This is a genomic window from Endozoicomonas sp. 2B-B (genome assembly GCF_053470045.1).
In genome coordinates this window covers 143987-166570 of the sequence record NZ_JBLZMU010000002.1, presented here as the reverse complement: position 1 = coordinate 166570, position 22584 = coordinate 143987, and the positions used below count along the sequence as shown (strand labels likewise).

At 50.2% G+C, this 22584-nt stretch carries 15 protein-coding genes; 8 read left to right on the top strand and 7 right to left on the bottom strand.

The annotated features are described in order from the left end of the window. Positions 1–172: 172 nt before the first annotated feature. Both pckA and hslO read right to left on the bottom strand, forming a co-directional pair. Positions 173–1801: a phosphoenolpyruvate carboxykinase (ATP) gene (gene pckA, locus ACOMHB_RS24975; RefSeq protein WP_448218782.1), complete on the bottom strand. Its 1629-nt coding sequence runs from the start codon at positions 1799–1801 to the stop codon at positions 173–175. Positions 1802–2020: 219 nt separating this feature from the next. Continuing rightward, entirely contained in the window at positions 2021–3058 is a 1038-nt protein-coding gene (gene hslO, locus ACOMHB_RS24970) for an Hsp33 family molecular chaperone HslO (protein ID WP_448218781.1), read from the bottom strand. A gap of 323 nt (positions 3059–3381) precedes the next feature. Between hslO and ACOMHB_RS24965 the strand changes: the two genes are divergently transcribed. Together ACOMHB_RS24965 and ACOMHB_RS24960 are read left to right on the top strand one after the other, a co-directional pair. Next, positions 3382–4851: a hypothetical protein gene (locus ACOMHB_RS24965; RefSeq protein WP_448218780.1), complete on the top strand. Its 1470-nt coding sequence runs from the start codon at positions 3382–3384 to the stop codon at positions 4849–4851. Between the two features lie 23 nt (positions 4852–4874). After that, positions 4875–6599, top strand: a complete 1725-nt coding sequence (locus ACOMHB_RS24960; protein WP_448218779.1) for a hypothetical protein — start codon at positions 4875–4877, stop codon at positions 6597–6599. 7 nt (positions 6600–6606) lie between these two features. Here ACOMHB_RS24960 and ACOMHB_RS24955 read toward each other — a convergent pair whose 3' ends face one another. Next, complete coding sequence (locus ACOMHB_RS24955; RefSeq protein ID WP_422135810.1) at positions 6607–6909, bottom strand: PTS fructose transporter subunit IIB; 303 nt, start codon at positions 6907–6909, stop codon at positions 6607–6609. Positions 6910–7085: 176 nt separating this feature from the next. Continuing rightward, positions 7086–8342 (bottom strand): TolC family outer membrane protein, encoded by a 1257-nt coding sequence (locus tag ACOMHB_RS24950; protein WP_448218778.1) that lies wholly within the window; start codon positions 8340–8342, stop codon positions 7086–7088. Between the two features lie 485 nt (positions 8343–8827). Here ACOMHB_RS24950 and ACOMHB_RS24945 point away from each other — a divergent pair, with 485 nt between their 5' ends. The 6 genes from ACOMHB_RS24945 to ACOMHB_RS24920 all read left to right on the top strand — a co-directional run bounded on the left by ACOMHB_RS24945 (position 8828) and on the right by ACOMHB_RS24920 (position 19445). Then, complete coding sequence (locus ACOMHB_RS24945; RefSeq protein WP_448218777.1) at positions 8828–9265, top strand: response regulator; 438 nt, start codon at positions 8828–8830, stop codon at positions 9263–9265. Between the two features lie 310 nt (positions 9266–9575). Continuing rightward, complete coding sequence (gene pilH / locus ACOMHB_RS24940; protein WP_422135812.1) at positions 9576–9950, top strand: twitching motility response regulator PilH; 375 nt, start codon at positions 9576–9578, stop codon at positions 9948–9950. Then, a complete protein-coding gene (locus tag ACOMHB_RS24935; RefSeq protein WP_448218776.1) occupies positions 9947–10492 on the top strand; it encodes a chemotaxis protein CheW in 546 nt (181 codons plus the stop codon). Before pilH ends, ACOMHB_RS24935 begins: the two co-directional genes overlap by 4 nt. Before the next feature lie 137 nt (positions 10493–10629). Further along, on the top strand, positions 10630–12717 hold the full coding sequence (locus ACOMHB_RS24930; RefSeq protein ID WP_448218775.1) for a methyl-accepting chemotaxis protein: 2088 nt from the start codon (positions 10630–10632) through the stop codon (positions 12715–12717). A 56-nt stretch (positions 12718–12773) separates the two neighbouring features. After that, positions 12774–18932 (top strand): FimL-related protein, encoded by a 6159-nt coding sequence (locus ACOMHB_RS24925; protein ID WP_448218774.1) that lies wholly within the window; start codon positions 12774–12776, stop codon positions 18930–18932. 12 nt (positions 18933–18944) lie between these two features. Then, positions 18945–19445: a chemotaxis protein CheW gene (locus tag ACOMHB_RS24920; RefSeq protein WP_448218773.1), complete on the top strand. Its 501-nt coding sequence runs from the start codon at positions 18945–18947 to the stop codon at positions 19443–19445. Here ACOMHB_RS24920 and ACOMHB_RS24915 read toward each other — a convergent pair. From ACOMHB_RS24915 to ahcY, 3 genes are all read right to left on the bottom strand, one after another. After that, complete coding sequence (locus ACOMHB_RS24915; protein WP_448218772.1) at positions 19411–20136, bottom strand: 16S rRNA (uracil(1498)-N(3))-methyltransferase; 726 nt, start codon at positions 20134–20136, stop codon at positions 19411–19413. The two genes, ACOMHB_RS24920 and ACOMHB_RS24915, sit on opposite strands and share 35 nt — an antisense overlap. Positions 20137–20218: 82 nt before the next feature. Then, positions 20219–21070 carry a methylenetetrahydrofolate reductase [NAD(P)H] gene (gene metF / locus ACOMHB_RS24910; RefSeq protein ID WP_448218771.1) on the bottom strand — a complete coding sequence of 284 codons (852 nt, stop codon included), beginning with the start codon at positions 21068–21070 and terminating at the stop codon, positions 20219–20221. An 88-nt stretch (positions 21071–21158) separates the two neighbouring features. Beyond that, positions 21159–22556: an adenosylhomocysteinase gene (ahcY, locus tag ACOMHB_RS24905; protein WP_448218770.1), complete on the bottom strand. Its 1398-nt coding sequence runs from the start codon at positions 22554–22556 to the stop codon at positions 21159–21161. Positions 22557–22584: the final 28 nt, after the last annotated feature.

Genomic DNA, 22584 nt, shown 5'->3' with positions numbered 1-22584 from the left:
GTTAACTACCCTATCACTGTCTTTCACCAATAGTCAGCCAATTGATGATTCCGAAAGGTAAAATAACGGATAGCATCGGGCTGTTTTCCTTTTTATGGAAAAACTGCGCGCATAAAAAAACTGCCGGACAATAGCATTTACAACACCTATTGAACGACAGTTTTTATTTGCATCAGTCCAGTGACGGGCCAGCGGCGATCAGAGCCTTGCCCTCGTCGGTATCAGTAAACTTGTTGAAGTTGGTGATAAAGCGATCAGCAAGATCACGGGCCTTATTATCCCAATCCGCCTTGTTTTCATAGGTATCCTGAGGATTCAGGATGCCATCTTCCACCCCTTCAACCTGAGTTGGAACTTGCAGACCAAAGTAAGGAACTGTCACTGTTTCTGCTTCATCAATGCTGCCATCAATGATGGCATCGATGATGGCACGGGTAGCCTTGATGGAGATACGTTTGCCAGTGCCATTCCAACCGGTGTTAACCAGATAAGCCTTGGCACCATTAGCTTCCATCTTTTTAACCAGCTCTTGAGCGTATCGGGTCGGATGCAGGGTTAGAAAAGCTGCCCCAAAGCACGCAGAAAAGGTTGGCGTTGGCTCAGTAATGCCACGCTCAGTACCGGCCAGCTTGGCTGTAAAACCAGACAGGAAATGATACTTGGTCTGCTCTGGTGTCAGTCTGGATACCGGAGGCAGCACACCGAACGCATCAGCCGTCAGGAAGATCACTTTGCTCGCATGACCTGCTTTTGAGACAGGTTTAACAATGTTTTCAATGTGTTCAATCGGATAGGAGACACGGGTGTTTTCCGTCTTGGAGCCATCGGCAAAATCAATCGTACCGTCTTCAAGGACCGTCACATTCTCAAGCAGCGCATCACGACGAATAGCGTTGAAGATGTCCGGCTCGTTTTCCTTACTCAGATTGATGGTCTTGGCGTAGCAACCACCTTCAAAATTGAAGACTCCATCGTCATCCCAGCCATGCTCATCATCACCTACCAACGCTCGCTTTGGATCAGCAGACAGGGTGGTTTTACCGGTGCCGGACAGGCCGAAGAATATTGCAACATCGCCGTCTTTACCAACATTTGCTGAGCAGTGCATGGAAGCCATACCTTTAAGTGGCAGCAGGTAGTTCATAATGGAGAACATACCTTTTTTCATCTCGCCACCGTACCAGGTACCACCGATAATCTGAACCCGCTCAGTCAGGTTAAAGGCTACGAAGTTCTCAGAGTTCAGGCCCTGCTCCTGCCAGTTTGGATTGGTGCACCTGGCACCATTCATGACCACGAAGTCAGGTTCGAAACCTTCCAGCTCTCCTTGCGAAGGACGAATAAACATGTTCTTAACGAAGTGTGCCTGCCAGGCTACTTCAGTGATGAAACGGACACTCAGGCGGGTTTCTTCGTTGGCACCACAGAAACCGTCGATCACGAACAGACGCTTGCCGGATAACTGCTGGGTCACAAGGCCTTTCAGATCAGTCCAGACGCTCTGGGTGATCGCCTTGTTGTCATTTTTACCCTGGTCAGACCACCACAGAGTATCGCGGGTCGTATCATCTTTTACTATGTACTTATCTTTAGGGGAACGGCCGGTAAAAATGCCCGTGTCCACAGAAACAGCCCCCAATTCGGTTACCACGCCTTTCTCATAACCTTCCAGCTCAGGACGTGTCTCCTCTTCAAATAGAAGCTCGTAGGACGGGTTGTAAACAATGTCCGCCACGTCTCTGATACCAAGACTGGCCAGAGCTTCTTTGTTCAGCTCAACATTTGCGCTAACTTCTGCCATTAAGAGCTCTCCCAAGCTTCAAAAAAAGTTGTTATGTTTGCATTTGTGATTCTATGATAACCGATGAAGGGGCACCTATGATAGGGGATATATTGGTTCAGATAAACGCTTAAATAGCCTGTTTCTCTGTTAAAGTTTGATTGTCTGAGTTCAATGGAGTGAGGATTTGGCCGGAAGTTCTCCGGCCAAAGCGAGGATTCGCAAAAGCTGCGAGGCCATTCAGTGCGTCTTGGGTTCATTACCCCGGAAGATCTCAGCCACATCCTGTACCGTAAAAGTATAAGTCTGACTACAGAACTGGCAACCCATCTCGATCTTTCCGAGATCCGCTACCATGGACTCAGCTTCTTCCTGACCCAGACTGGCCAGTATTTTTGCACTGCGAGGACGTGAACAGTTGCAGCTGAAGGTCACCGCTTGACGATCGAAAACCCGTACTTCTTCTTCATGAAACAGTCTGAGCAAAAGAGTCTCGTGTTCCAGCTCGAGCATCTCTGCTTCGGTTGCCGTATCCACCAGCATGACCATACGACGCCAGGATTCCTGACGCTCATCTTCTTCCTGCTCAATACTGGCTGGCAAAGCCTGCAACAGAATACCTGCTTCCTGATCACCATTACTGGCCAACCAGAAACGGGTTGGCAGTTGTTCGGATTGTTTGAAATAGGCATTCAGACCTTCTGCAAGGGTTTCATGATGCAGAGGCACAATGCCCTGATAACGATTACCTTTGTGAGGATCAATGGTCATTACCAGCTGACCATTCCCCAGAAGACCTGACAGGCCTTTTGCGGTCAGCTTGTCGGTATTCTCTTCGTCCCAGCGCGCCAGAGCACGGAAAGTTTTCTGATCGGTACACTCAACCATCAACAACGACAGGGGACCATCACCCTTGGCCTGCAGGCTCAGAATACCTTCAAACTTGAGGGTCGAGCTGAGCAGGACGGCAGCAGCCACCAGCTCTCCCAGCAACGCCTTGACATTTACCGGGTAGTCATGGGCTGCCAGAGACTCTGTCAGACTGCTGTCAAGAGAGACAATCTCTCCGCGAAGGTCGGCATTCTCAAATATAAATCGCTGAGCACAGTCTTTTTGGCTCACGGCTTCTTTCTGGTTCAAGGCTGTATCTTGTTTACTCATCAACGGCTCTATCGGTTGCTTTCGCTCCTGACTGGTCAGCTCCGGTGCCCGATCGGGAATAACTGACCGCCTTTCCAGCCTGTGCTGCCAGCCTCTGATATAGGAGACTGCGAGCATTGCCGGGTTCATTTAGCCCGACATTATAGCGATTTCATCTCCCTATCTCATTTGTTGCTTCTACCGACCGATAACAAAGCAATAAGTTAAACACTCGTGAGTACAGAAAAGCATTTTAAGGTCAACTAATTCGGGAATAAGCTATGTCAACTGGTAGCGGAAATATACCTCCTTCGCAGCCTCCGGGATCTCGCATCCCGTTTGTGCCCGAGTCTCAAACTCCCTCCTCGTCAAGCACAGGAGAGATCACACCGCACACAAAACCCAATGCACTCCCCGGTGGTCACAGTGAAGCACCTGATACCCCGATCAGCAGCCGCAAAATGCTACCGACATTCACCACGCCCCGGCTCAGCCTGTTAAACGGGCTGGAGAGTGAATACCATGAACAGTTCAATCAGATTCTTTGCTTTCAGGCCCAGCGCGATTTTCTGGACTACATCTCTGACCTGAAAAATCACCTTCATGATCCATCATGGTTTCAGGATAACCTGCCTTTTGAAATTGTTTACGTAAAAGATGGCAAAATGACCTCCGTTTTACCGCCAGACCCTGAGCTGCCAACCGACTCGGAAAAAGCCATCAAACTCAGGGAGTCACTGCAGAAAAAACTCACAGTGATTGACCAGAAGAATGGTCCCGAAGAGAAACTTGCACTCAGAAAACAGATAGAAAACACCAAAGAAAAACTGATTCATATCAGCAGAGACATCGAAGAAAACGGTGGCACTGTACCTACTCCCCCAATCCCAAAAATCACACTGGTCATTGACGAAAACCAGTTCACCGCTCGGGCTCCGGCAAGACCAATTAACCCCGGCGAACCCGACGGCAAACAATCGGCTGAAGGTCAGTTTCTTTTGATTCCAAAAGATGATTCCAAACGCATGCCCCCTTCCACAACCAGACCGTTTATGCCTTTTGACATTCCTGATGAAGACACCCGCATCAGGCCAACTGGACCTAACGAACCGCTTAGCATTTTTGTCAGGCCCTTAGAGCGCCAGCTACCCGTGAACCTGGGAGGTGACTTTTCAGATATCTACCTGACGAGGGAGACTGAGGCTGATCACGGGCAAACAGGGAATATCGCCTCTGTGAACGCAGGTTCTATCGACTCACTATTTGGAGAAGAAGCCGACGGAATAAATGCCCGGTTTCGAGAATTTTTCACCTCTGCCCAGCAAAAAGCCATAAGAAAGGCTCAGCAGGGCTTTTTGGCAAAACCGGAGGGTGAAGTGAATAAAGGAGAAGTGAATAAAGGACACCCAGAAATTGAAGAGGGCGAAGGACGCTCAGAAATTGAAGACGGCGAAAGACTCTCGGAAATTGTCTTTTCTAACAAAGAGTTCACTGATGGTACGCCTCTGGCAGCCATGTATGGTTTCGTCACCGACGAACGGGAAAATCAGGGGACTGTCCTTGTCAACGTTTTCAAGGATGAGCACTGTCCGGTCGGTATCAGGAAGAACCGCGCCATGATTTATGTGGTGCCTCCGAACGGTTCTAGTGTCCATTTTGATAACAAAGATCACTTTCTCCAAAGTGTCCGGCTAACCGCTAAAAATCTTGTTACTACACAGGACAAATACAACCACTGGGCAGCCCGGGAAGGTCACCCCACCCTACCTGTTCTTCGCACCGGCGTATTTGTTGACGATATTTATCGTCACCCTGAAGCCAGTGAGGAGGAAGTAGCAGATGCCATTCGAGAGGGTATTAGAGATTACTTTGATGTAATCAGTCCTGATCGCAATACGATCAGGGAAGTCCAATACGAATATGGCCTCTGACCGGTTTTCAACGGAAACATACTATGAGCATACCTCCTTCCCATCCCCATAAGCCTCCCGTTCATGGCTCAGAGCCACCCAATGGGCCGGGCAGTCAACCAGGTGATGAAACCAGGCCTGTGCTTCCCAGGGGAGAGAGTCATCTGCCGCAAACGTCTCTGGGACAGCGAAAAACAGCAAAAACCGCACCTGTTCCCAACACCAGGCCCGGGCCTGCCACTCCTTCTCCGACAACCCCGGAAGAAGCCGAAAAGCATTTCATTCAGCAAAGTTTCAGGGTAGAAGCTCTTGAAACCCGCGCAACGCTGGCCAGATCTGCAGCCAGCTTGAGCCAACAGATTGCTTCAGGCATCCCTGACGGTAGCGAGACTCCTCTTCTGATCATTCACGTTGGCAGTAATGGCAAGATGACCAATATTATCCCTGCCGACGAGAACATGGGAGATCCTCAGACTGCAAGAGTAATCAGGGAATCACTGGCAAAGACGTTTACGGAAGTCAGCCAGTATTACACCTCAGAAAAAAAAGCCGCTCTGCAAAAGGACCTCGCCGAAGCAAAAAGGGAACTGGAAAGCAGCGGGCAAACTTTGCTGGACATGGGGCTTCCCTTACCTCAACCAAATTTGAAAGGAAGAGGTATTCGCATTGAACCAACCTTGCTGGAGAAATCACCAGAGTTTTCCAGACCTGATAGCCACAGGCCTGGTATGTATGCAGTGCCACAACATCTTTCGGAGACAGATGACCATAGTGAGAAACTTCTGTTTGACCCGTTGACCTCTAAACTGAAACTTGCGTCTTTGAAAGAAGACCCACAGCCGGATCTGGCGACTCCGATCAATGACCCGGTGATCGCAACGCTTAAGTACTATCAAGAAGAACTTTATCAAGAGGGCACTCCCGCCAGAGATTTTGACGCAAAGGGAGATATGGCCGTTCTGTTAAGGGTGGACGACCCGCTCATGGAAGAAGCTTCTGTCGGGACTCCGGCTTTATTACCGGGACAAAACGACAACCGCCAGAGCTTGGCACATTCAGCAAGAAAAGCGATGTTGTTCCCCATACTCATGAATTTGATGCGAAAGTATGAGCATCCTGCAGCCCAGGAGTTTCCCACAGAAGCCATCTATGCCTATCAGGTGGGACTCGCTGCTACCTCGCCAAATACCACTAAGCTCCTCAAAGGCAACGGCAGTGATACAGAGAGAGAACGTTGTCAAAAGCTGCTGACTGATTTTGAAGATGTGCACCCGAAAGTTGCCGAAGTAGTTGCCATGGACGTCACTGGCAGCCATCAGCCCCGTCTTCATATCGGCTTCGAACAGTCCGAAGCAGGGCTCACCAACAGTCTTCCAGCCTCAATAGTCCGGGATATTGAGAGGCTTGAAATGAGCCGGTTTAATAAACAGATAGCAGTAGAGGATCTTGAGATTTATCAGATGCTCAAACAGTTGATATTCGAAAAAAATCGGCTGGATCAGGCAACTGATATCTCAATCGACCTGGCTGACCTCTGTCATTACTGGTTACAAGGCCTCAAAGACCAAGGGGAAGTCACTGATTTTCAGGTCTATCAAGAGGGAGAACCTCTGGAATTTATTGGTAAAGTCATCCCCCCCGCCGTTCCCACTGCTGCCGGTGAGTACTCGCGACAGAGGGAGTGGATGCTCAATTATGAGCATCTGAAGAACTTCTATGATTGGGACAATCAGGATGACCTTGAGGACGACCTCGAGGACGAGTACTGACCGCGCTTTACCCCTGACCCAATTGTGCCATCACCGCTTCCGGGTTCCTGATCGCTTCTGATACAGGCACCTTGATGATCCTGAGATCCCTGAAACGATCCTCACCATCCACCGTAATATCCACTGCCAGAAGTGCGACGTCAGCCTCTTCTACATCCTGAGGCGTGATTTCGTTCTCAATGCCCATAGCCCCCTGGGTTTCTACCTTGATCTCATGTCCCTGATTGAGTGCAGCTTCGGTGAGTTTTTCGGCAGCCATATAGGTATGAGCAATACCGGTTGGGCAGGCCGTTACAGCAAGTATTTTCATTGAATGATCCTCTGGAACCGCTTTTACCAGTTGAGCAGACCTGTTTATTTTCCCCAGTAAGGCTAGTAGAAGATTTCACGAGTGGGAAAGTTTGATTAGTATAATCACGACTTGGAGAGATTAGATCAAATCAGCACCAGAGCAATGGCTCGCTCCGGTGCAGCAAACTGAAAGGGTTAATCCTGCTCTTGCCAGTCTGCGGGGAGGATAATCTCCAGATTATCGAGAAGCTCACCGGTAGCAGCAACAATCCGGAATCGTGCGAAAAGCTCCTGATAGACTGCGCTGGTCAAACTGCGGCTGGACTGGAAAAGTTCATTTTCGCTGTCCAATAAATCTAAAAGAGTTCGTTTACCGATATTGAACTGCTCCTGGTAAGCCTTAACGGTTTTTTTGCTGGATGCTTCATGGAGACGAAGGTGCTCCATCTGCTCGCCAATAAACTCACGGGCAGACCAGGCCAACCTCAAGGTTTCTTCGGCATTCCTCAGCATCCTGTCCCGTTGGGCCCTGCTCTCTTGGGTCCTGTAGGCGCTTTCTTTGGAACGGGCCCTGTCAGAACCGCCACGAAAAAGGTTATAACTGAGCTTCAGTACAGCCGTTGTATCTGCGTGAGTGCCCAGCTGACCATCTGCATTATGTTTCCAGCTCTTATCAATATTGATATCCAATGATGGGAAAAAGCTGCTGTCAGTCGCAGATTCCTCTGACTCGGAAGCCTTGATGTCCTTCTCCGTCGCCAGGATGCCCGGATGCCTGTTGACGCTGGCCTGAAGAGCCTCATCAAAACTTTCATAAACAGCCAGCTCGTAGGTGTCTGGCTGCTTCAGATCGCCTGGCATGGCGCCTACCAGACTGTAATATTCGCTCTCGGCATCCATGAGATTATTGCGGGCGTTTATCACATTCACTGTCGCTCTTGCTACCCTTCCCTCAACCTGATTCAGGTCTGAACTTCTGGCAACACCCTGACGGCTGCGCTGGGCGATCTGCTTGAGAATGGAATTGTGGAGTTCCAGATTCTCTTCGGCCAGCTGCACCATATCCCTTCTTTCCAGAACCTTCAGGTAGACATCGGTGATGTCCAGAGTCAGATCCTGCAGAGTATTCCTCAGACGCAGGTATTCTGCAGCAGCACTATGTCGAGCCCGGTCAACACTGCGGCTGGTATTAAATCCGGAAAACAGATTCTGGCTAATAGAAAAAGAGGCCTCTCGCCTGTTGAAGGTAACACCATCCTGGTCGCTAGTGATTTCTTTTGGATAATCTTTTTTCTGCTTACCAATCCCTGTGGTGACATCGACAGAAGGCCACCAACCTCCCCAGGCTACATCAATATTTTCAATAGCGGCCCGGTACCGACTCAAGCCAGCCTGAGCCTGAGGGTGGCTGACCAGAGCCTTATTGATCACCTCACTCAGGGTCTCTGCCATTGAAAGACTGCTGAATAAAACACTACCGGCCAGAGACATGCCCAACAGGCATAAACGGGGTAGGCGAAGCAGGTGCACCTGCCTCAAAGACGATATCGGACTGAATTTCATAAGCATCCCCCTCCGCCAGACAGTTCAGTTGAACGATGTCCCAATACATCGGCTTGTAAGGAGTTGGCTTTAGTGAATTCCCCCCCGTTTGTCAGGCTATTAAGCCACTCGCCGTCTGGCTATTCACCGGCAAATTGTGTTAAAAGATGGGAAAGTCTGAATGAAATAAATTCCTTTCAGAATGGACATAAAAAAGTTCAAAAATTTTGAGTCATCAATACTCTTCTTCTCAATCAGGATTGAGAAGGGTGCAAAAAAACTGCCATGAGCGGAAAGACTGACATCCGATCAGCATTTTCATGGTAAATAAAAATAAAAGCATCTGAAGCCAAAGGATCAGGGTTCGGGTGATCAGAGTGTATATGGACAGAAGCATGAACAGCTATGAGTCAAACGCTGCATCACCGGCAAGTCATAAGAAGCGGGATGTCAGTCTTGAGCAACTGAAAGTCATGGTGATAGACGACAGTAAAACCATTCGCAGAACCGCAGAAACGTTGTTGACAAAAGAAGGCTGTAAAGTGGTAACAGCCACTGATGGTTTTGATGCCCTGGCAAAAATTGCTGAAAACCAGCCCAACATTATTTTCGTTGATATCATGATGCCACGCCTGGATGGCTACCAGACTTGCACACTGATCAAGAACAATCATTCATACCGGGAAACCCCTGTCATCATGCTATCGAGTAAGGACGGACTATTTGACCGGGCGAAAGGCCGTGTGGCCGGGTCCGATCATTACCTGACCAAACCTTTCAGCAAAGATGAACTACTGGGTACTATCAGACATTTCTGTCCAGTCAATGATTGATAAAAACAGCCCTGAGCCTTGATGCGGCTCCGTGCAGAGAATTAATAAGGCAACAAAGTCCTCGTGAGCTGCATTTTCGTAGTAAAAAATGTTAAAAAAATCTGTTATAAACATGTACTGTGCCTTCTAACCACTGGTTCTGGCAGGAACCTGATTATTTCGAAACAGAAACAGTCTGCAGCCAGCACAGGGAAATACCCAGATTGCAACGAAGAACATTCGGTATTTCCATGGTAAAAAAGAACGGCTAATAACAATGAAAAAAGCTTGGCCCTGAGGATTTGGGCAAAAACAGTAACAGGGGAAAATAATGGCAAATATTCTCATTGTTGATGACTCACCCACTGAGTTGTTCCAATTGAAAGCCATGCTCGAAAAACACGGACACAGTGTGCTGACTGCAGAAAACGGTGCCGACGGTGTAGCACTGTGCCGGGCCGAACATCCCGATGCTGTGTTAATGGATATTGTCATGCCTGGTCTGAATGGTTTTCAGGCTACACGTCAACTGTCTAAAGATAACAATACTTCCCATATTCCGGTCGTGATTGTCACCACCAAAGATCAGGAAACCGACAGGGTCTGGGGAATCAGGCAAGGCGCAAAGGATTATCTGACCAAGCCTATCCGTGAAGCAACACTGCTCAAAACACTGGGTAATGTTCTGGAAACCAAACTTGCATGAATACCTCCCAAACAAGCCCCTTTGAGGCACTGGTAGAGCTGGATGCCAGGATCAGCAAATATGCTTTTGAGCTTCCTGAAAAGCAAACACAGGTTGAGTCCTGGAGTGGTCTTGGCTTCACACTGAATAACCAGCAATTTGCACTGCAGGTTGGTGAGGTAACGGCCATTCTGCCCGTTCCATCCACTACACCCCTGCCGGGAGTTCAACCTTGGGCAAAGGGCATTTCAAACGTACGTGGACGTTTAATTCCGATCATAGATCTGGGAGAGTTTCTGGGTCAGGCCAGAGACAGCGGTAAATCGGCCAACCGGATTATGATTGTCGAGCAGGGGGAAGTATCAGTTGGTCTCATCGTTGATGAGGTGCAGGGTATGGTGCATTTTTCCACCAGCCAGTTCACTGATGCAGTACCTGACTATCTGTTTGACGAAGTTAAACCGTTTACCGTTGGTCATTACCAGCAAGAAAAAGATTACATGGTATTCAACACACAGCGGTTGGTGAATGATCCCCGCTTTCTGAAAGCAGCCATAGCGTAATCAGCTTCATGCTGGATAAGTGACAGGAACCGTCTTTCTTCACCACAGGTGACGAAAGGGGTCAAACGATAAAAAGTATTCGAATAAAAACAATCCAAAAAGCGAGCATTCCGAAGAAGTCACCGGGGACCACAATAATGAAAGGCAATACCGCAACCAAAGCCCAGGGAGCAGGGGCAAGCCGAGCCATTCTGGCCTCGATTATCCTGTTAATAGTCTCTCTTTCCGTAATCACCGGCTCATTTATTTATCTCAGCCAGCAAAGTGAACTTGATCAACAGCACCTGACTGACGCCGGTGAGCTCCGGGTACTCTCTCAGCGTATTGCGACCAGTGCCACCGAGGCATCGGCCGGTAAAGAAGAAGCTTTCGTCCTGTTGCGTGAAGCACGCAATGAGTTCGATGCACGTTTTAGCTCCCTGAAAGACACCAGGCTTTCTGTTGCTCCATTTCTCAGCCCCGGTGACAGTATCGCTAAAGCACGGATCGAAACACTGGACGCTGCCTGGTCTGAACTGAAAATAGAGGCAGATAACATTCTGGCTGCAGAAGAAACCGTGTTAGCTTTGCACGAAGTGGCAAAAACACTGGGTGAAACTATTCCCCAGCTGCAGGTTGAGTATGATGAGGTGGTAGAGATTCTCCTCGAGAGCAATGCTCCCAATGAGCAGATCGCACTGGCACAGCGTCAGCCATGGCTCGCAGAACGTATTATTCGAAGTGTCTCAAAAGTACTGGAAGGGGGTGAAGACTCCATCATGGCTGCAGACAGCTTTGGTCGTGACGCCAAGCTGTTTGGTCGGGTACTGAACGGTATGCTGGAAGGTAACCTGGCCATGCGTATCAGTCAGGTCACCGATGAAGAAGCCACTGATCGTCTGGCCGAAATCTCCGACCTGTTCGGATTTGTAGAAGGCAGTGTTGACGAGATTCTGGAGACCTCCCCGGAACTGTTCCAGGTGCGTGCCGCTTCTGACCAGATTTTCACAGACTCCCAGCAACTGCTGCAACAGACTTCTATTCTCGTGGACACTTTCGAGAGTCTGACTGACCAGCGCCTGATCAACAACACGGTCATCAGTATTGCCGGTGTCGTTGCCCTGCTCTCTGTGCTGATAATCGCCGTGGCCATCGTAAGAGATACCCGCAGGCGTCTGGCTGAAACTGCAGCCCGGAACGAAGCCAACCAGGCTGCAATCCAGCGACTGCTCGATGAAATGGATGGCCTTGCGGACGGTGACCTGACAGTACAGGCGACAGTAACCGAAGACTTTACCGGTATCATCGCTGACTCCATTAACCTCTCTATTGAACAGCTACGGGCATTGGTTAAAACCATCAACGAAACGGCGGTGGAAGTAGATACCTCAGCTCAGGAAACACAGAGTACCGCGAAACAACTGGCTGAAGCAGCAGGGCATCAGGCAGAGGAAATAAACTATGCCAGTCAGGCGGTCAATGACATGACCAAATCAATGACCATGGTATCCGAGAACGCTTCCGAGTCAGCCAATGTAGCGGAAAAATCAGTAGAAATTGCCACCAGCGGTGGTCAGGTGGTTCGTAATACCATCGAGGGCATGGATACTATCCGCGAACAGATTCAGGACACCTCCAAGCGTATCAAGCGGCTGGGTGAGTCTTCCCAGGAAATCGGTGACATCATTGCCCTGATCAACGATATCGCAGACCAGACCAACATTCTGTCCCTGAACGCCGCCATCCAGGCCTCCATGGCGGGAGAAGCCGGTCGGGGCTTCGCGGTGGTAGCGGATGAAGTACAGCGTCTTGCGGAACGAGTATCCGGCGCGACCAGGCAGATTGAAGCACTGGTATCGGCCATCCAGACCGATACCAACGAAGCCGTTATTTCCATGGAACAAACCACTTCCGAGGTGGTAAACGGTGCCAGACTGGCACAGGATGCGGGTGTTGCCCTGGAAGAAATTGAGAGAGTATCCAGTAACCTCGCCGACCTGATCCGGAACATTTCCGACACAGCGAAGAAGCAGACAGGCTCAGCAGAACAGATAGCCCTGCGTATGACCACCATCCGGGACATCACCACCCATACAGCTTCCAGTACCACAGCAACAGCCGGTTCAGTAGGCAACCTGGCAGAAATGGCTCTGGAAATGCGTCAGTCTGTATCCGGCTTCCGCCTGCCTTCGGTAGCAGAAAATGAAGCAGTGACTAGAGCGCAAGAAGACGAAATCACCGTTTGATGAGTATTTTTATTCCAGCAGCCCAGGTTGCTGGCACGGAATAGCGGGGGCCGGCAATGGCTGAACAACAGGATTATGCAGGCCTGGACTGGGTTAAGGAAGAGATTGAGCAGACGCTCATTGAAGCTGGCCAGGCATTGGAAAATTACCAGCAAGAGCCAGGTAACCCAGCCCACATCAATGCCGGGCAGAGCGCATTCAGTCAGGTTCATGGCACACTCAAAATGTTACAGCATGTAGGCGCAACCCACTTGAGTCTGGAAATGAGCAAACTGTCCGAGGCCCTGATCAGTGAGCGAGTGCCTGATGTCAGAATGGCTCTGGAAGTCCTGATGCAGGCCACTCTGCAGCTGACAGGTTACATTCAACAAACTCTGAACAGTGGCGTTGATCGTCCCTTGACACTTCTGCCACTGATCAATGAACTAAGACGTCTGCGAGGTGAAGATCCTCTCCCGGAAGCTACTTTTTTCTTTCCGGATACCCGCTCGCTGATCGATCCTATTGCGTCACCACAACTGGAAAGCCTTGAACGGAGCGGACTGACACCGTTACTGAGAAAAATAAGACAGAAGTATCAGCTAACACTGGCAGGCTATCTTCGAGATCAGAACAGACCTCAGCAGATTAAAATTCTGGCCAAATTGTTTGCCAAACTTCAGGACCTTTCCTGGGGCACCCCTCTTTCTCCTCTCTGGGAAGCCAGTATTGCGCTGACTGAAGGGCTGGATAATGAGTCGATCGAACAGAACATCCATGTTGCTAACCTGCTCAGGGAACTGGATGGCCAGATCCGTCTGTTCATCAGACAGGGCGCTCCCTTTGTCAATAGTCATCCAAATGATGCACTGTTCCGGGGGTTGCTGTACAACATTGCCACTTCCGAAGGCCGTGGGGGTTTCACTGGAGTACTGAAATCACGCTATAACCTGAAAGATGAGCTGAAACGAGCTCAGGCAGGTATTTCCGATGTTCTGACGGGCGTGAATGCTACAAAACCTGTTGTTGAAGCTTTGAACTACGAGCTGACAGGTATCAAGGAAGCACTGGACCTTTACCTTCTCTCAACCGATCCTGATCCACTGGTTCTGGAAAACCAGCTGCCGGTCATGCAGCAGGTGGCAGATACCCTGACCATCCTGGGCATGGAAGATCTGAAAAATCGCCTGAAGCAGAAAAAAGCACTGATCCAGAGTGTGATCAATACCGGTCAGAACGCTGAAGAGCATCTGATGGACGTTGCTGGCACCATTCTTGACCTTGAAACTGCGCTATCCAGGTATGCTGCAGGTGAAAGTCTGGAGGCAGGCGAAGGCGCACCCCTGCTGGAAGAGGTCTATCAGGCGGTTGTCAAAGAGGCTCGCCACTATCTTGAGCAGGGCAAAGATGCCATCGTCGATTTTGTGGACAGTCATCATCACCCGGATCTCCTGAGCCCGATACCCGAACTGCTCCGTAAAGTGCAAGGCGGTTTGTCCATGACACCTCTGACCCGGGCCGCTGCTCTGGTCGGAGCCTGTTCAGATCACATCAGGAAAGAGTGGATAGAAAACGGTAAAACACCTGAAAAGATGGAACTGGAACACCTGGCTGATGCATTGACCAGTATTGAATACTACCTTGAAAGGTTGGGTGACAGAGATCAGAAAGAACATGACGCCATTCTGGATGTTGCAGACAAAAGCCTGTCTGCCCTGCGTGAGACAGATCTTGAACTGCTGATTGATGAGCAGAGCTTTCTCGACGGCTCGATGCCCATCACTCTGGACGAAAATAAAGTACAAGAGCCCTCAACGGAAGAAAAACAAAGTTCTGCAAAAACCACTGATCTGAAAGTTAAGACTTCTTTGACCCTGACCAACAGAAACAGACCCGTCGAAGTCAGTCCATACGATGTAGTTCAGTTCAAGTTCACTAGCAACAGCAGCGTTGAGGCAGAGGCTCCGGGTGAAGCTTCACGGTTGGCTGGACCGCAGCAGGCGCAAGCCCTCACTCCGCAAGTCGAAGTCAAAGAGGACCAACAAGAGAACATCATCGACGATGAATTGCTGATCATCTTCATTGAAGAGGCTGGCGAAGTTCAGAAGCAGCTGACCGAAGACGTAACTACCTGGATCAATCATCAGGATGATCTGAACACCCTGAAAGATATCCGCAGGGCTTTTCATACTCTGAAAGGCAGTGGTCGTATGGTGGGTGCGAGCGTTGTGGGTGAACTGGCCTGGTCCATCGAGAACATGTTAAACCGCCTGATCGAGAGAACCGTTCACAACAGCCCTGAATTGAGCAATCTGGTTAGCCGCGTTACCCATATGCTGCCAGGATTGATTTCCGACTTTGCTGAGCAGAGCCAGGTTCTGACCCATGAAGTTCTGGTTTGCATGGAACAGGCTGACGCTTTGTCCCGAGGTGAAGCATACACCATTGAGGACGAGGAAGAGTCCATTGATGACGCCATCGCCAATGACCCGGATATCGATTTTGAACGAGCGGAAGAACCTGTCCCACAGGCAGCAGAGCGGGCCATTATTGATGCGCTATCCAAGCCATCATCTGAGCCAGAAATAAATGTAGATGTTGAGAAAGACGTTTCGCAATCTGTCGGACAGGAAGCTTACGACATCCAGCTGCTCAACGTATTCCTCGGCGAGTCCAGAGCTCATCTGGAAGTCGTTCAATCCTTTGTTGAGCAGGTGAAAGTCCAGGGTGGAAAGCGCCAGATCAGTGATCAGGTACAACGCTCTCTCCACACCATGAAGGGCATAGCCCTGATGGCAGAAATAGCGCCGCTGGCCAGCATCATTGTTGCCCTTGAAAAGAACATCAAGGATTTCAGAGCCCACCTGATTCCGGCCAATGACCGGGTGATCAGTATGCTGGAAAAGGGTCTTGAGCTCATTCAGGATGGCCTCGAACAGCTGGCCCTGTCACCCAGACAACCGGTACTGGATTCTGAAAATTACCTGTCCTGGCTGGAAGCGCTTCATGCCCAGCTCATCACCGAACAGCATAAAGCACAGTCTACCAACAGAAAATACACTGGCGGTCAGGACACCCGGCTGTTTGCTCACAGCGACCTGGGTTTACTGCTGGATGCCGATGAGTACCTCTCTACCTGGCGCATCGCTCTGCCCAGAGATGAGCTGGTAATGTTCCAGAAAGAACTGACAGCACTGGCCGAACGGGCAACCGAAGCACGACTCACCGCTCTGACTGAGCTATGTGACGTGCTTCTGGATGTTATGAACTATCTGGATAAGTACGAAGACAATCTACCCGGGGTTCTTGCGGCACCTCTGTCCAACGGCTTCGAAGCCATGGTCGATATGATGAATATGATTGCGGCCCAGCAAACCCCGGTTCCACCGCAATCAGTATTCACAGAACTCAGGGAGTCTCTGGAAGCTCTGCTCATCGCTGAACCGATTCAGGCAGGAGCCGTCCCTGAAAATATTGAAATTGACAAGATTGTTCAGGAGGCACCGTCTCCAGAGCCAGTGGTTGAGAACCCTGAAGTTGAAGAAATCATCCTGGAGTCGCTGACAGAAAAACCTGCCATTGAAGAGCAACCTGCTGTTAAGCCAGAGGCTGAAGTTGCTGTCGTTGTTGAAGATGCTGAAGATGCTGAAGATGCCAAAGATGTTGAAGAATTGCTTCTGAAGCCCTCAGTTTCAGGGATGTCACCTGCTCTCACCATTGAAACAGAAGAAGAAGTGGAAGAGCATGACCTTGAACTGCTGGAACTGTTCCTGGAAGAAGCCTCTGATCTGGCAGAAGATTGCCATCATGCTCTGGAAGACTGGCTGAATAATCGTCAAAACCTGACATCTCTGACCGATCTGCAGCGCTCTCTGCATACCCTCAAGGGCAGTGCCCGAATGGCAGACCAGCCGGAACTGGGTGACCTCAGTCATGCCATCGAAGCTATCTACAGTGCTATTGCCACGGGCAGAAGTTCTGCAGATAAAGCACCGATACACCTGCTACAGGCTGCTCATGATCAGGTTGACCAGATGTTGCTTGCCCTGAAAAATCAGCAGTCACCCGATACTGTCATCCCGATGGTAGAACAGCTGGAGCAATGGACTCTCAATCATGACTATGAAGCAGAACTACCCTCTCTTGCAACGGCTGAAGCGCACGTAGAAGCTCTCCCTGACTACCTGGGTCAGGTCAAAAAAGAGTCTGACACGACCTGCGAGCAGCCCGAAGAAATAGTAATAGACGATGCTCTGGTTATTGATGAAGAAAATCGGAACACAGGCGTCACCAGAGTGTCTGAATCCATAGAGAGTAGTACCAGTGCGCCTGAAATGATCGCACAAGAGACTGCCCCTGCATCAACACGAATAAACACACCGGTTACCAGCAGCGCAGCCAATACCTTCAAAGGTGTTGAGATGATTCGTGTCCCTGCGCAGCTTGTGGAATCGCTGATCAACCTTTCCGGTGAGTCGAGTATTCATCGTGGCCGAATCGAGCAGCAGATTCAGGACATGGGGAACATTCTTGAGGAGATGAACAGTACCATCGACCGGGTAAAAGAACAGCTTCGTCGTCTGGATACCGAAACCCAGGCCCAGATTATTTCCACCTTTGAAGAAGAGTACGGCAGTAATCCTGAGTTTGATCCCCTGGAAATGGACCAGTATTCAGAACTGACCCAGCTGTCCCGCTCTCTGGTTGAGTCCGCGACTGACCTCCAGGACCTGAAGGAAGACATCCAGGAAAAAAATCGTGATGCAGAAACCCTGCTGCTTCAACAGTCCAGAACGCTGATAGAGCTTCAGGAAAAGTTGATGCAGGCCCGAATGGTTTCATTCAGTCGTCTACTGCCACGCCTGCGAAAAATTACCCGTCAGTTGTCGACTGAGCTCGACAAGCCGATTCACCTGAATGTCAGCAATGCTGAAGGTGAGATGGACCGTACCATGCTGGAGCGGACCCTCGCACCACTGGAACACCTGCTGCGAAATGCCATTGATCATGGTATTGAAGCCTCCGTTAAGGACCGCCTGACACTGGGCAAACCGGAAACCGGCAATCTAACGCTTGCCATTGCCCGGGATGGTGCCGATATTGTTATTGAACTGGCCGATGATGGCCGGGGCATCAATCTTCGGGCTGTTCACGCCAAGGCACTGGAAAAACATCTGATCACTCCGGAAGATGAGCTGACCGACCAGGAAATTGCTCAGCTGATCCTGGAACCAGGCTTCAGTACTGCGGAATCTGTCACCCAGATTTCCGGTCGGGGTGTAGGTCTGGATGTGGTCAATACAGAAATACGTCAGATGGGTGGTAGTATTCAGATTGACAGCGAGCCTGGCAAGGGAACCTCTTTCAAGCTCCGTCTACCCTTCACGCTGTCGGTAAACCGTGCTCTGATGGTCCAGGTTGCAGACAACCTTTACGCCCTGCCCATGCAGTCCATTGATGGTATTACGGTAGTGGACCCCAGTGTCCTGATCGACTGCTACCAGAACAACACCCCTCTGCATTATGGGGGTATCGAACACCAGCTCATGTTCCTGGGTGAAATTCTGGGCGATGCAACCCCCAGAATTCAGTCCGGGCAGTGCCCGGTTGTGATCATCGAGCGGGGCGGCAAGAATCTGGCCCTGCATGTGGATGAAATCATTGGCGGTACTGAAATCTTTGCCAAAAGTCTGGGCCCGCAGTTCGCAGGTCTGGTCGGTGTCAACGGTGCCACCATTCTTGGTGATGGTCGTGTTGCCATCATTATCGACCCTGTCACACTGCTTCGCAGACATCGGATTGAACAGCACTCTGTAGAACTGGCCAGCCAGATGGATGAAGAAGCAGAAACCATCCAAAGTGTTCTGGTAGTAGACGACTCGGTTACTGTACGTAAAGTGACCACCCGTCTGTTAGAACGTAATGGCTATTTGGTTGAAAGTGCGAGGGATGGTATCGAAGCCCTGGCCAAACTGGCTGAAAACCGCTACGACATCATGCTTCTGGATATCGAAATGCCGAAGATGGACGGCTATGAGGTGGCCAGTGCCGTGCGTAATGATGACAGCCTGAAGTCTTTGCCGATCATCATGATCACCTCAAGAACTGGTGAGAAACATAAAGCCAGAGCCTTCAGCCTGGGGGTTAATGAATATCTGGGTAAACCTTTCCAGGAACATGAAATGCTGGCCTCCATCGAGCAATTGATCAGTGCCAAAGCTCACAACAATGAATAAAGGAGTAGCGTCATGACGGGCAGTCCTGAACCTATGGAAAGCAGAAGCCTGAAGTCCCGTTTGATCCCGATGCAGCAGAAGCCACTTCTGCTGCCTGCCTCCTGTATTGCCGATGTTGTAGACTACAGTCGTCCATCGGGTAACAGAGAGAAAAACTCATGGTTTCTCGGTGAAATTGACTGGCGGGGACAAACACTACCCCTGATTTCCTTTGAACGAATCAACGGTGGTCGTTTTGCAGAGTTCTCTGCAACGGCACGGATTGCAGTAATGCACAGCAGTACCGGAAATGAGCAGCTGCCTTTTTATGGCATGGTGATACAGGGTATCCCCAGGACATTAGATCTGACAGCGGGTGACGTTCAACCCGCTATCGAGGCAGATACAGGTTCAGCAGAAACATTCAGGGTCATTATCAAGGAAATTCCTGCTGCCATTCCTGATCTTGAAAAAGTGGAACAACAGCTCTCGGCAATGTTTACAGATCGCCCCAGAGATACTGCATCACACTGATTGCAGTGACCGGGGCGGTTTCCGTTCTCAGGACTCTCGGGCCCAGTGCAAGGGCATGAAAGCCTGACGACTCGGCGCTGGTAATTTCTTCCTGAGTCAAGCCACCTTCGGGACCGATCAAAAGAGAAACCGTTTCTGGAGGAACGAATCCCTCCAGTTTTTTATCGGTTCGATGGTGAAGCACAAATTTCAGGTCAGCGTTTTGCTTTGCCATCCAATCCGCAACAGGCTCTGGCGAGTGAATCACCGGAACTCTGTTCAAGCCACACTGCTCACAGGCACTGATGGCTATTTGTTGCCAGTGTCTGGCTCGCTTTTCCTGGCGCTCGGCATTCAACCTGACTTCACAGCGCTCGGAAAAGAGCGGCGTTATTTCGGTCACGCCCATCTCGGTAGCCTTCTGGATAGCGTAATCCATTCGTTCACCCCTGCTAAGACTCTGCCCGACGTGGACTTTCAAGGGGGATTCCGTGACCAGGCTTATTTCTGCTTCCAGGACAACTGCAACGTTTTTTTTTGCCACAGACTTGATTCTACCCTGCCATGAAGCGCCCTGCCCATTAAACAGGATAAGAGACTCTTCAGGCCTCATGCGCAGGACTTTACCGACATGATTGGCAGCACTGTCACTCAGCTCAACGACCTGATCTTTTGCCAGAGGCTGATCGGTATAGATTCGAGGGTTTCTCATGACGTTCTCATGGCGAGGCCGTAATTCTCAGGAGTACAGAAAGGCTATGGACTGCGTGCGGCCAGAAGCGTTGGCCGCAGGATCAAACCAGCCTGAGGTTCTGACAGATGACTCTGGAGGGTGCAGCCTGATTCAGGGCGTAGAAATGCAACCCCGGAACCCCTTGCTCAATGAGCCTTTCACACATCCGGGTAACTACCTCTTCACCAAACTGCTTGATGCTGCCGATATCATCACCGTAGGCTTCCAGCTGCTTGCGAATCCAGCGTGGAATTTCTGCACCGCAGGCATCGGAGAAACGAGCCAGACGGGTGTAGTTGGTGATAGGCATAATACCCGGGATAATCGGCAGATCAATCCCCAGACCTGTGGCACGATCAACAAAGTTAAAATAGCTGTCAGCGTTAAAGAAGTACTGGGTAATAGCTGAACTGGCACCGGCATCAACCTTGCGTTTGAAGTGCATCAGATCCACTTCAAAGTTTTGCGCCTGGGGGTGGGCTTCCGGATAAGCAGCAACCTCCAGATGAAAATGATCACCGGTTTCGGCCCGGATAAATTCCACCAGTTCATTGGCATACTGCAGCTCACCGTTTGAGCGCCCCATACCCGATGGCAGATCGCCGCGTAAAGCAACAATACGATTAATTCCCAGACTCTGGTATTGCTCAAGCAAACTTTTCAATTGCGCTTTGCTATCGCCCACACAAGAGAGGTGAGGCGCAGCAGGAATATCAGTGCAGTTGCGAACGCTTATGACGGTATCAAGGGTTCTGTCTCGGGTGGAACCGCCAGCACCATAGGTCACAGAGAAGAATTCTGGCTGACATTTGGAGAGCTCAATCGCTGTCTGATCGAGCTTTTTAGCACCCTCTTCCGTTTTGGTCGGAAAAAATTCAAAGCTGATTGTCAGCTTTTTATCGTTAGTTGTCATCGTTAATTAAAACCTTTATCACTGTTCTGTCGCTTACGGTTCTCTATAAGCGTCAGGAGCCTGCGCAGAGACGCAGGCTCAGTGCAGATCAGTACTTGTACTCATCCGCTTTGAATGGACCTTCAACAGCGACATTAATGTAGTCTGCCTGCTGTTGGGTCAGCTGGGTAATTACCCCGCCAAAGCCCTGAACCATGTAGCTTGCCACCTCTTCGTCCAGTTTCTTGGGCAGAACCTTCACATACAGGTTATCAGCCTTCTCGGCAGCGGGCAGATTGGCAAAGCCTTCTTCATACAGATGAATCTGGGCCAGGACCTGGTTGGCAAATGAACCGTCCATGATACGCGATGGATGACCTGTGGCGTTACCCAGATTGACCAGGCGACCTTCCGAGAGCAGAATCAGATGATCATTGCTGCCCTTGTCACGCCAAATCTTGTGGACCTGGGGCTTAACTTCTTCCCACTCCCATGTTTCTCTCATGAAAGCCGTATCAATTTCGGTATCAAAGTGACCAATGTTGCAGACGACACAGCTACTCTTCAGCGCTTTCAGCATTTCACGATCACAAACATGCAAGTTACCGGTGGTGGTTACCAGCATGTCGGTAGTACCCAGCAAGTCTTTGTTAATGCTGGCAGCAGTGCCATCGTTGACACCGTTGATGTAAGGAGAAACCACTTCAAAGCCGTCCATGCAAGCCTGCATGGCACAGATAGGATCAATCTCGGTGACCTTAACGATCATGCCTTCCTGGCGCAGGGAAGCCGCAGAACCTTTACCAACATCACCGTAACCGATAACCAGGGCTTTTTTGCCCGCCAGCAGGTGATCTGTACCCCGCTTGATAGCATCATTCAGTGAGTGACGACAGCCGTATTTATTGTCGTTCTTGCTCTTGGTAACCGCGTCGTTAACGTTAATCGCTGGTACTTTCAGAGTGCCTTTTTCCAGCATTTCCAGCAGACGATGAACCCCGGTGGTGGTCTCTTCGGAGATACCGTGGATGTTATCCAGAATTTCAGGGTACTTGTCGTGCAGCATCAGAGTCAGGTCGCCACCGTCGTCCAGAATCATATTGGCATCCCAGGGCTGGCCTTCTTCTGTCAGAATGGTCTGCTCGATACACCACCAGAATTCTTCTTCCGTCTCCCCCTTCCAGGCGAATACAGGAATACCCACAGCAGCTATTGCTGCAGCAGCGTGATCCTGGGTGGAAAAAATGTTGCAGGAAGACCAGCGGACCTCAGCCCCCAGATCGACGAGGGTTTCAATCAGTACAGCGGTCTGAATGGTCATGTGAATGCAGCCCATGATCTTCGCGCCTTTCAGAGGCTGCTGATCATGGTACTTCTGGCGGATAGTCATCAGTGCAGGCATTTCACCTTCTGCGATCTGAATTTCGCGGCGACCCCACTCGGCCAGGGAAATGTCGGCAACTCGATAGTCAGTAAAGCTCTGAACAACTGCAGGAGTAGCGCTCATGGGTATGATCCTGTTATGCGTAATTACC

Bases quoted from the DNA above. Each gene is read 5' to 3' on its own strand.
- ACOMHB_RS24925 (WP_448218774.1), top strand. From the start codon at position 12,774: ATGGCTGAACAACAGGATTATGCAGGCCTGGACTGGGTTAAGGAAGAG.
- ACOMHB_RS24950 (WP_448218778.1), bottom strand. From the start codon at position 8,342: ATGGCAGAGACCCTGAGTGAGGTGATCAATAAGGCTCTGGTCAGCCAC.
- hslO (WP_448218781.1), bottom strand. From the start codon at position 3,058: ATGCTCGCAGTCTCCTATATCAGAGGCTGGCAGCACAGGCTGGAAAGG.
- ACOMHB_RS24935 (WP_448218776.1), top strand. From the start codon at position 9,947: ATGAATACCTCCCAAACAAGCCCCTTTGAGGCACTGGTAGAGCTGGAT.
- ACOMHB_RS24965 (WP_448218780.1), top strand. From the start codon at position 3,382: ATGCTACCGACATTCACCACGCCCCGGCTCAGCCTGTTAAACGGGCTG.
- ACOMHB_RS24915 (WP_448218772.1), bottom strand. From the start codon at position 20,136: ATGAGAAACCCTCGAATCTATACCGATCAGCCTCTGGCAAAAGATCAG.
- metF (WP_448218771.1), bottom strand. From the start codon at position 21,070: ATGACAACTAACGATAAAAAGCTGACAATCAGCTTTGAATTTTTTCCG.
- pckA (WP_448218782.1), bottom strand. From the start codon at position 1,801: ATGGCAGAAGTTAGCGCAAATGTTGAGCTGAACAAAGAAGCTCTGGCC.
- ACOMHB_RS24920 (WP_448218773.1), top strand. From the start codon at position 18,945: ATGACGGGCAGTCCTGAACCTATGGAAAGCAGAAGCCTGAAGTCCCGT.
- ACOMHB_RS24960 (WP_448218779.1), top strand. From the start codon at position 4,875: ATGAGCATACCTCCTTCCCATCCCCATAAGCCTCCCGTTCATGGCTCA.
- pilH (WP_422135812.1), top strand. From the start codon at position 9,576: ATGGCAAATATTCTCATTGTTGATGACTCACCCACTGAGTTGTTCCAA.
- ACOMHB_RS24945 (WP_448218777.1), top strand. From the start codon at position 8,828: ATGAACAGCTATGAGTCAAACGCTGCATCACCGGCAAGTCATAAGAAG.
- ACOMHB_RS24930 (WP_448218775.1), top strand. From the start codon at position 10,630: ATGAAAGGCAATACCGCAACCAAAGCCCAGGGAGCAGGGGCAAGCCGA.
- ahcY (WP_448218770.1), bottom strand. From the start codon at position 22,556: ATGAGCGCTACTCCTGCAGTTGTTCAGAGCTTTACTGACTATCGAGTT.
- ACOMHB_RS24955 (WP_422135810.1), bottom strand. From the start codon at position 6,909: ATGAAAATACTTGCTGTAACGGCCTGCCCAACCGGTATTGCTCATACC.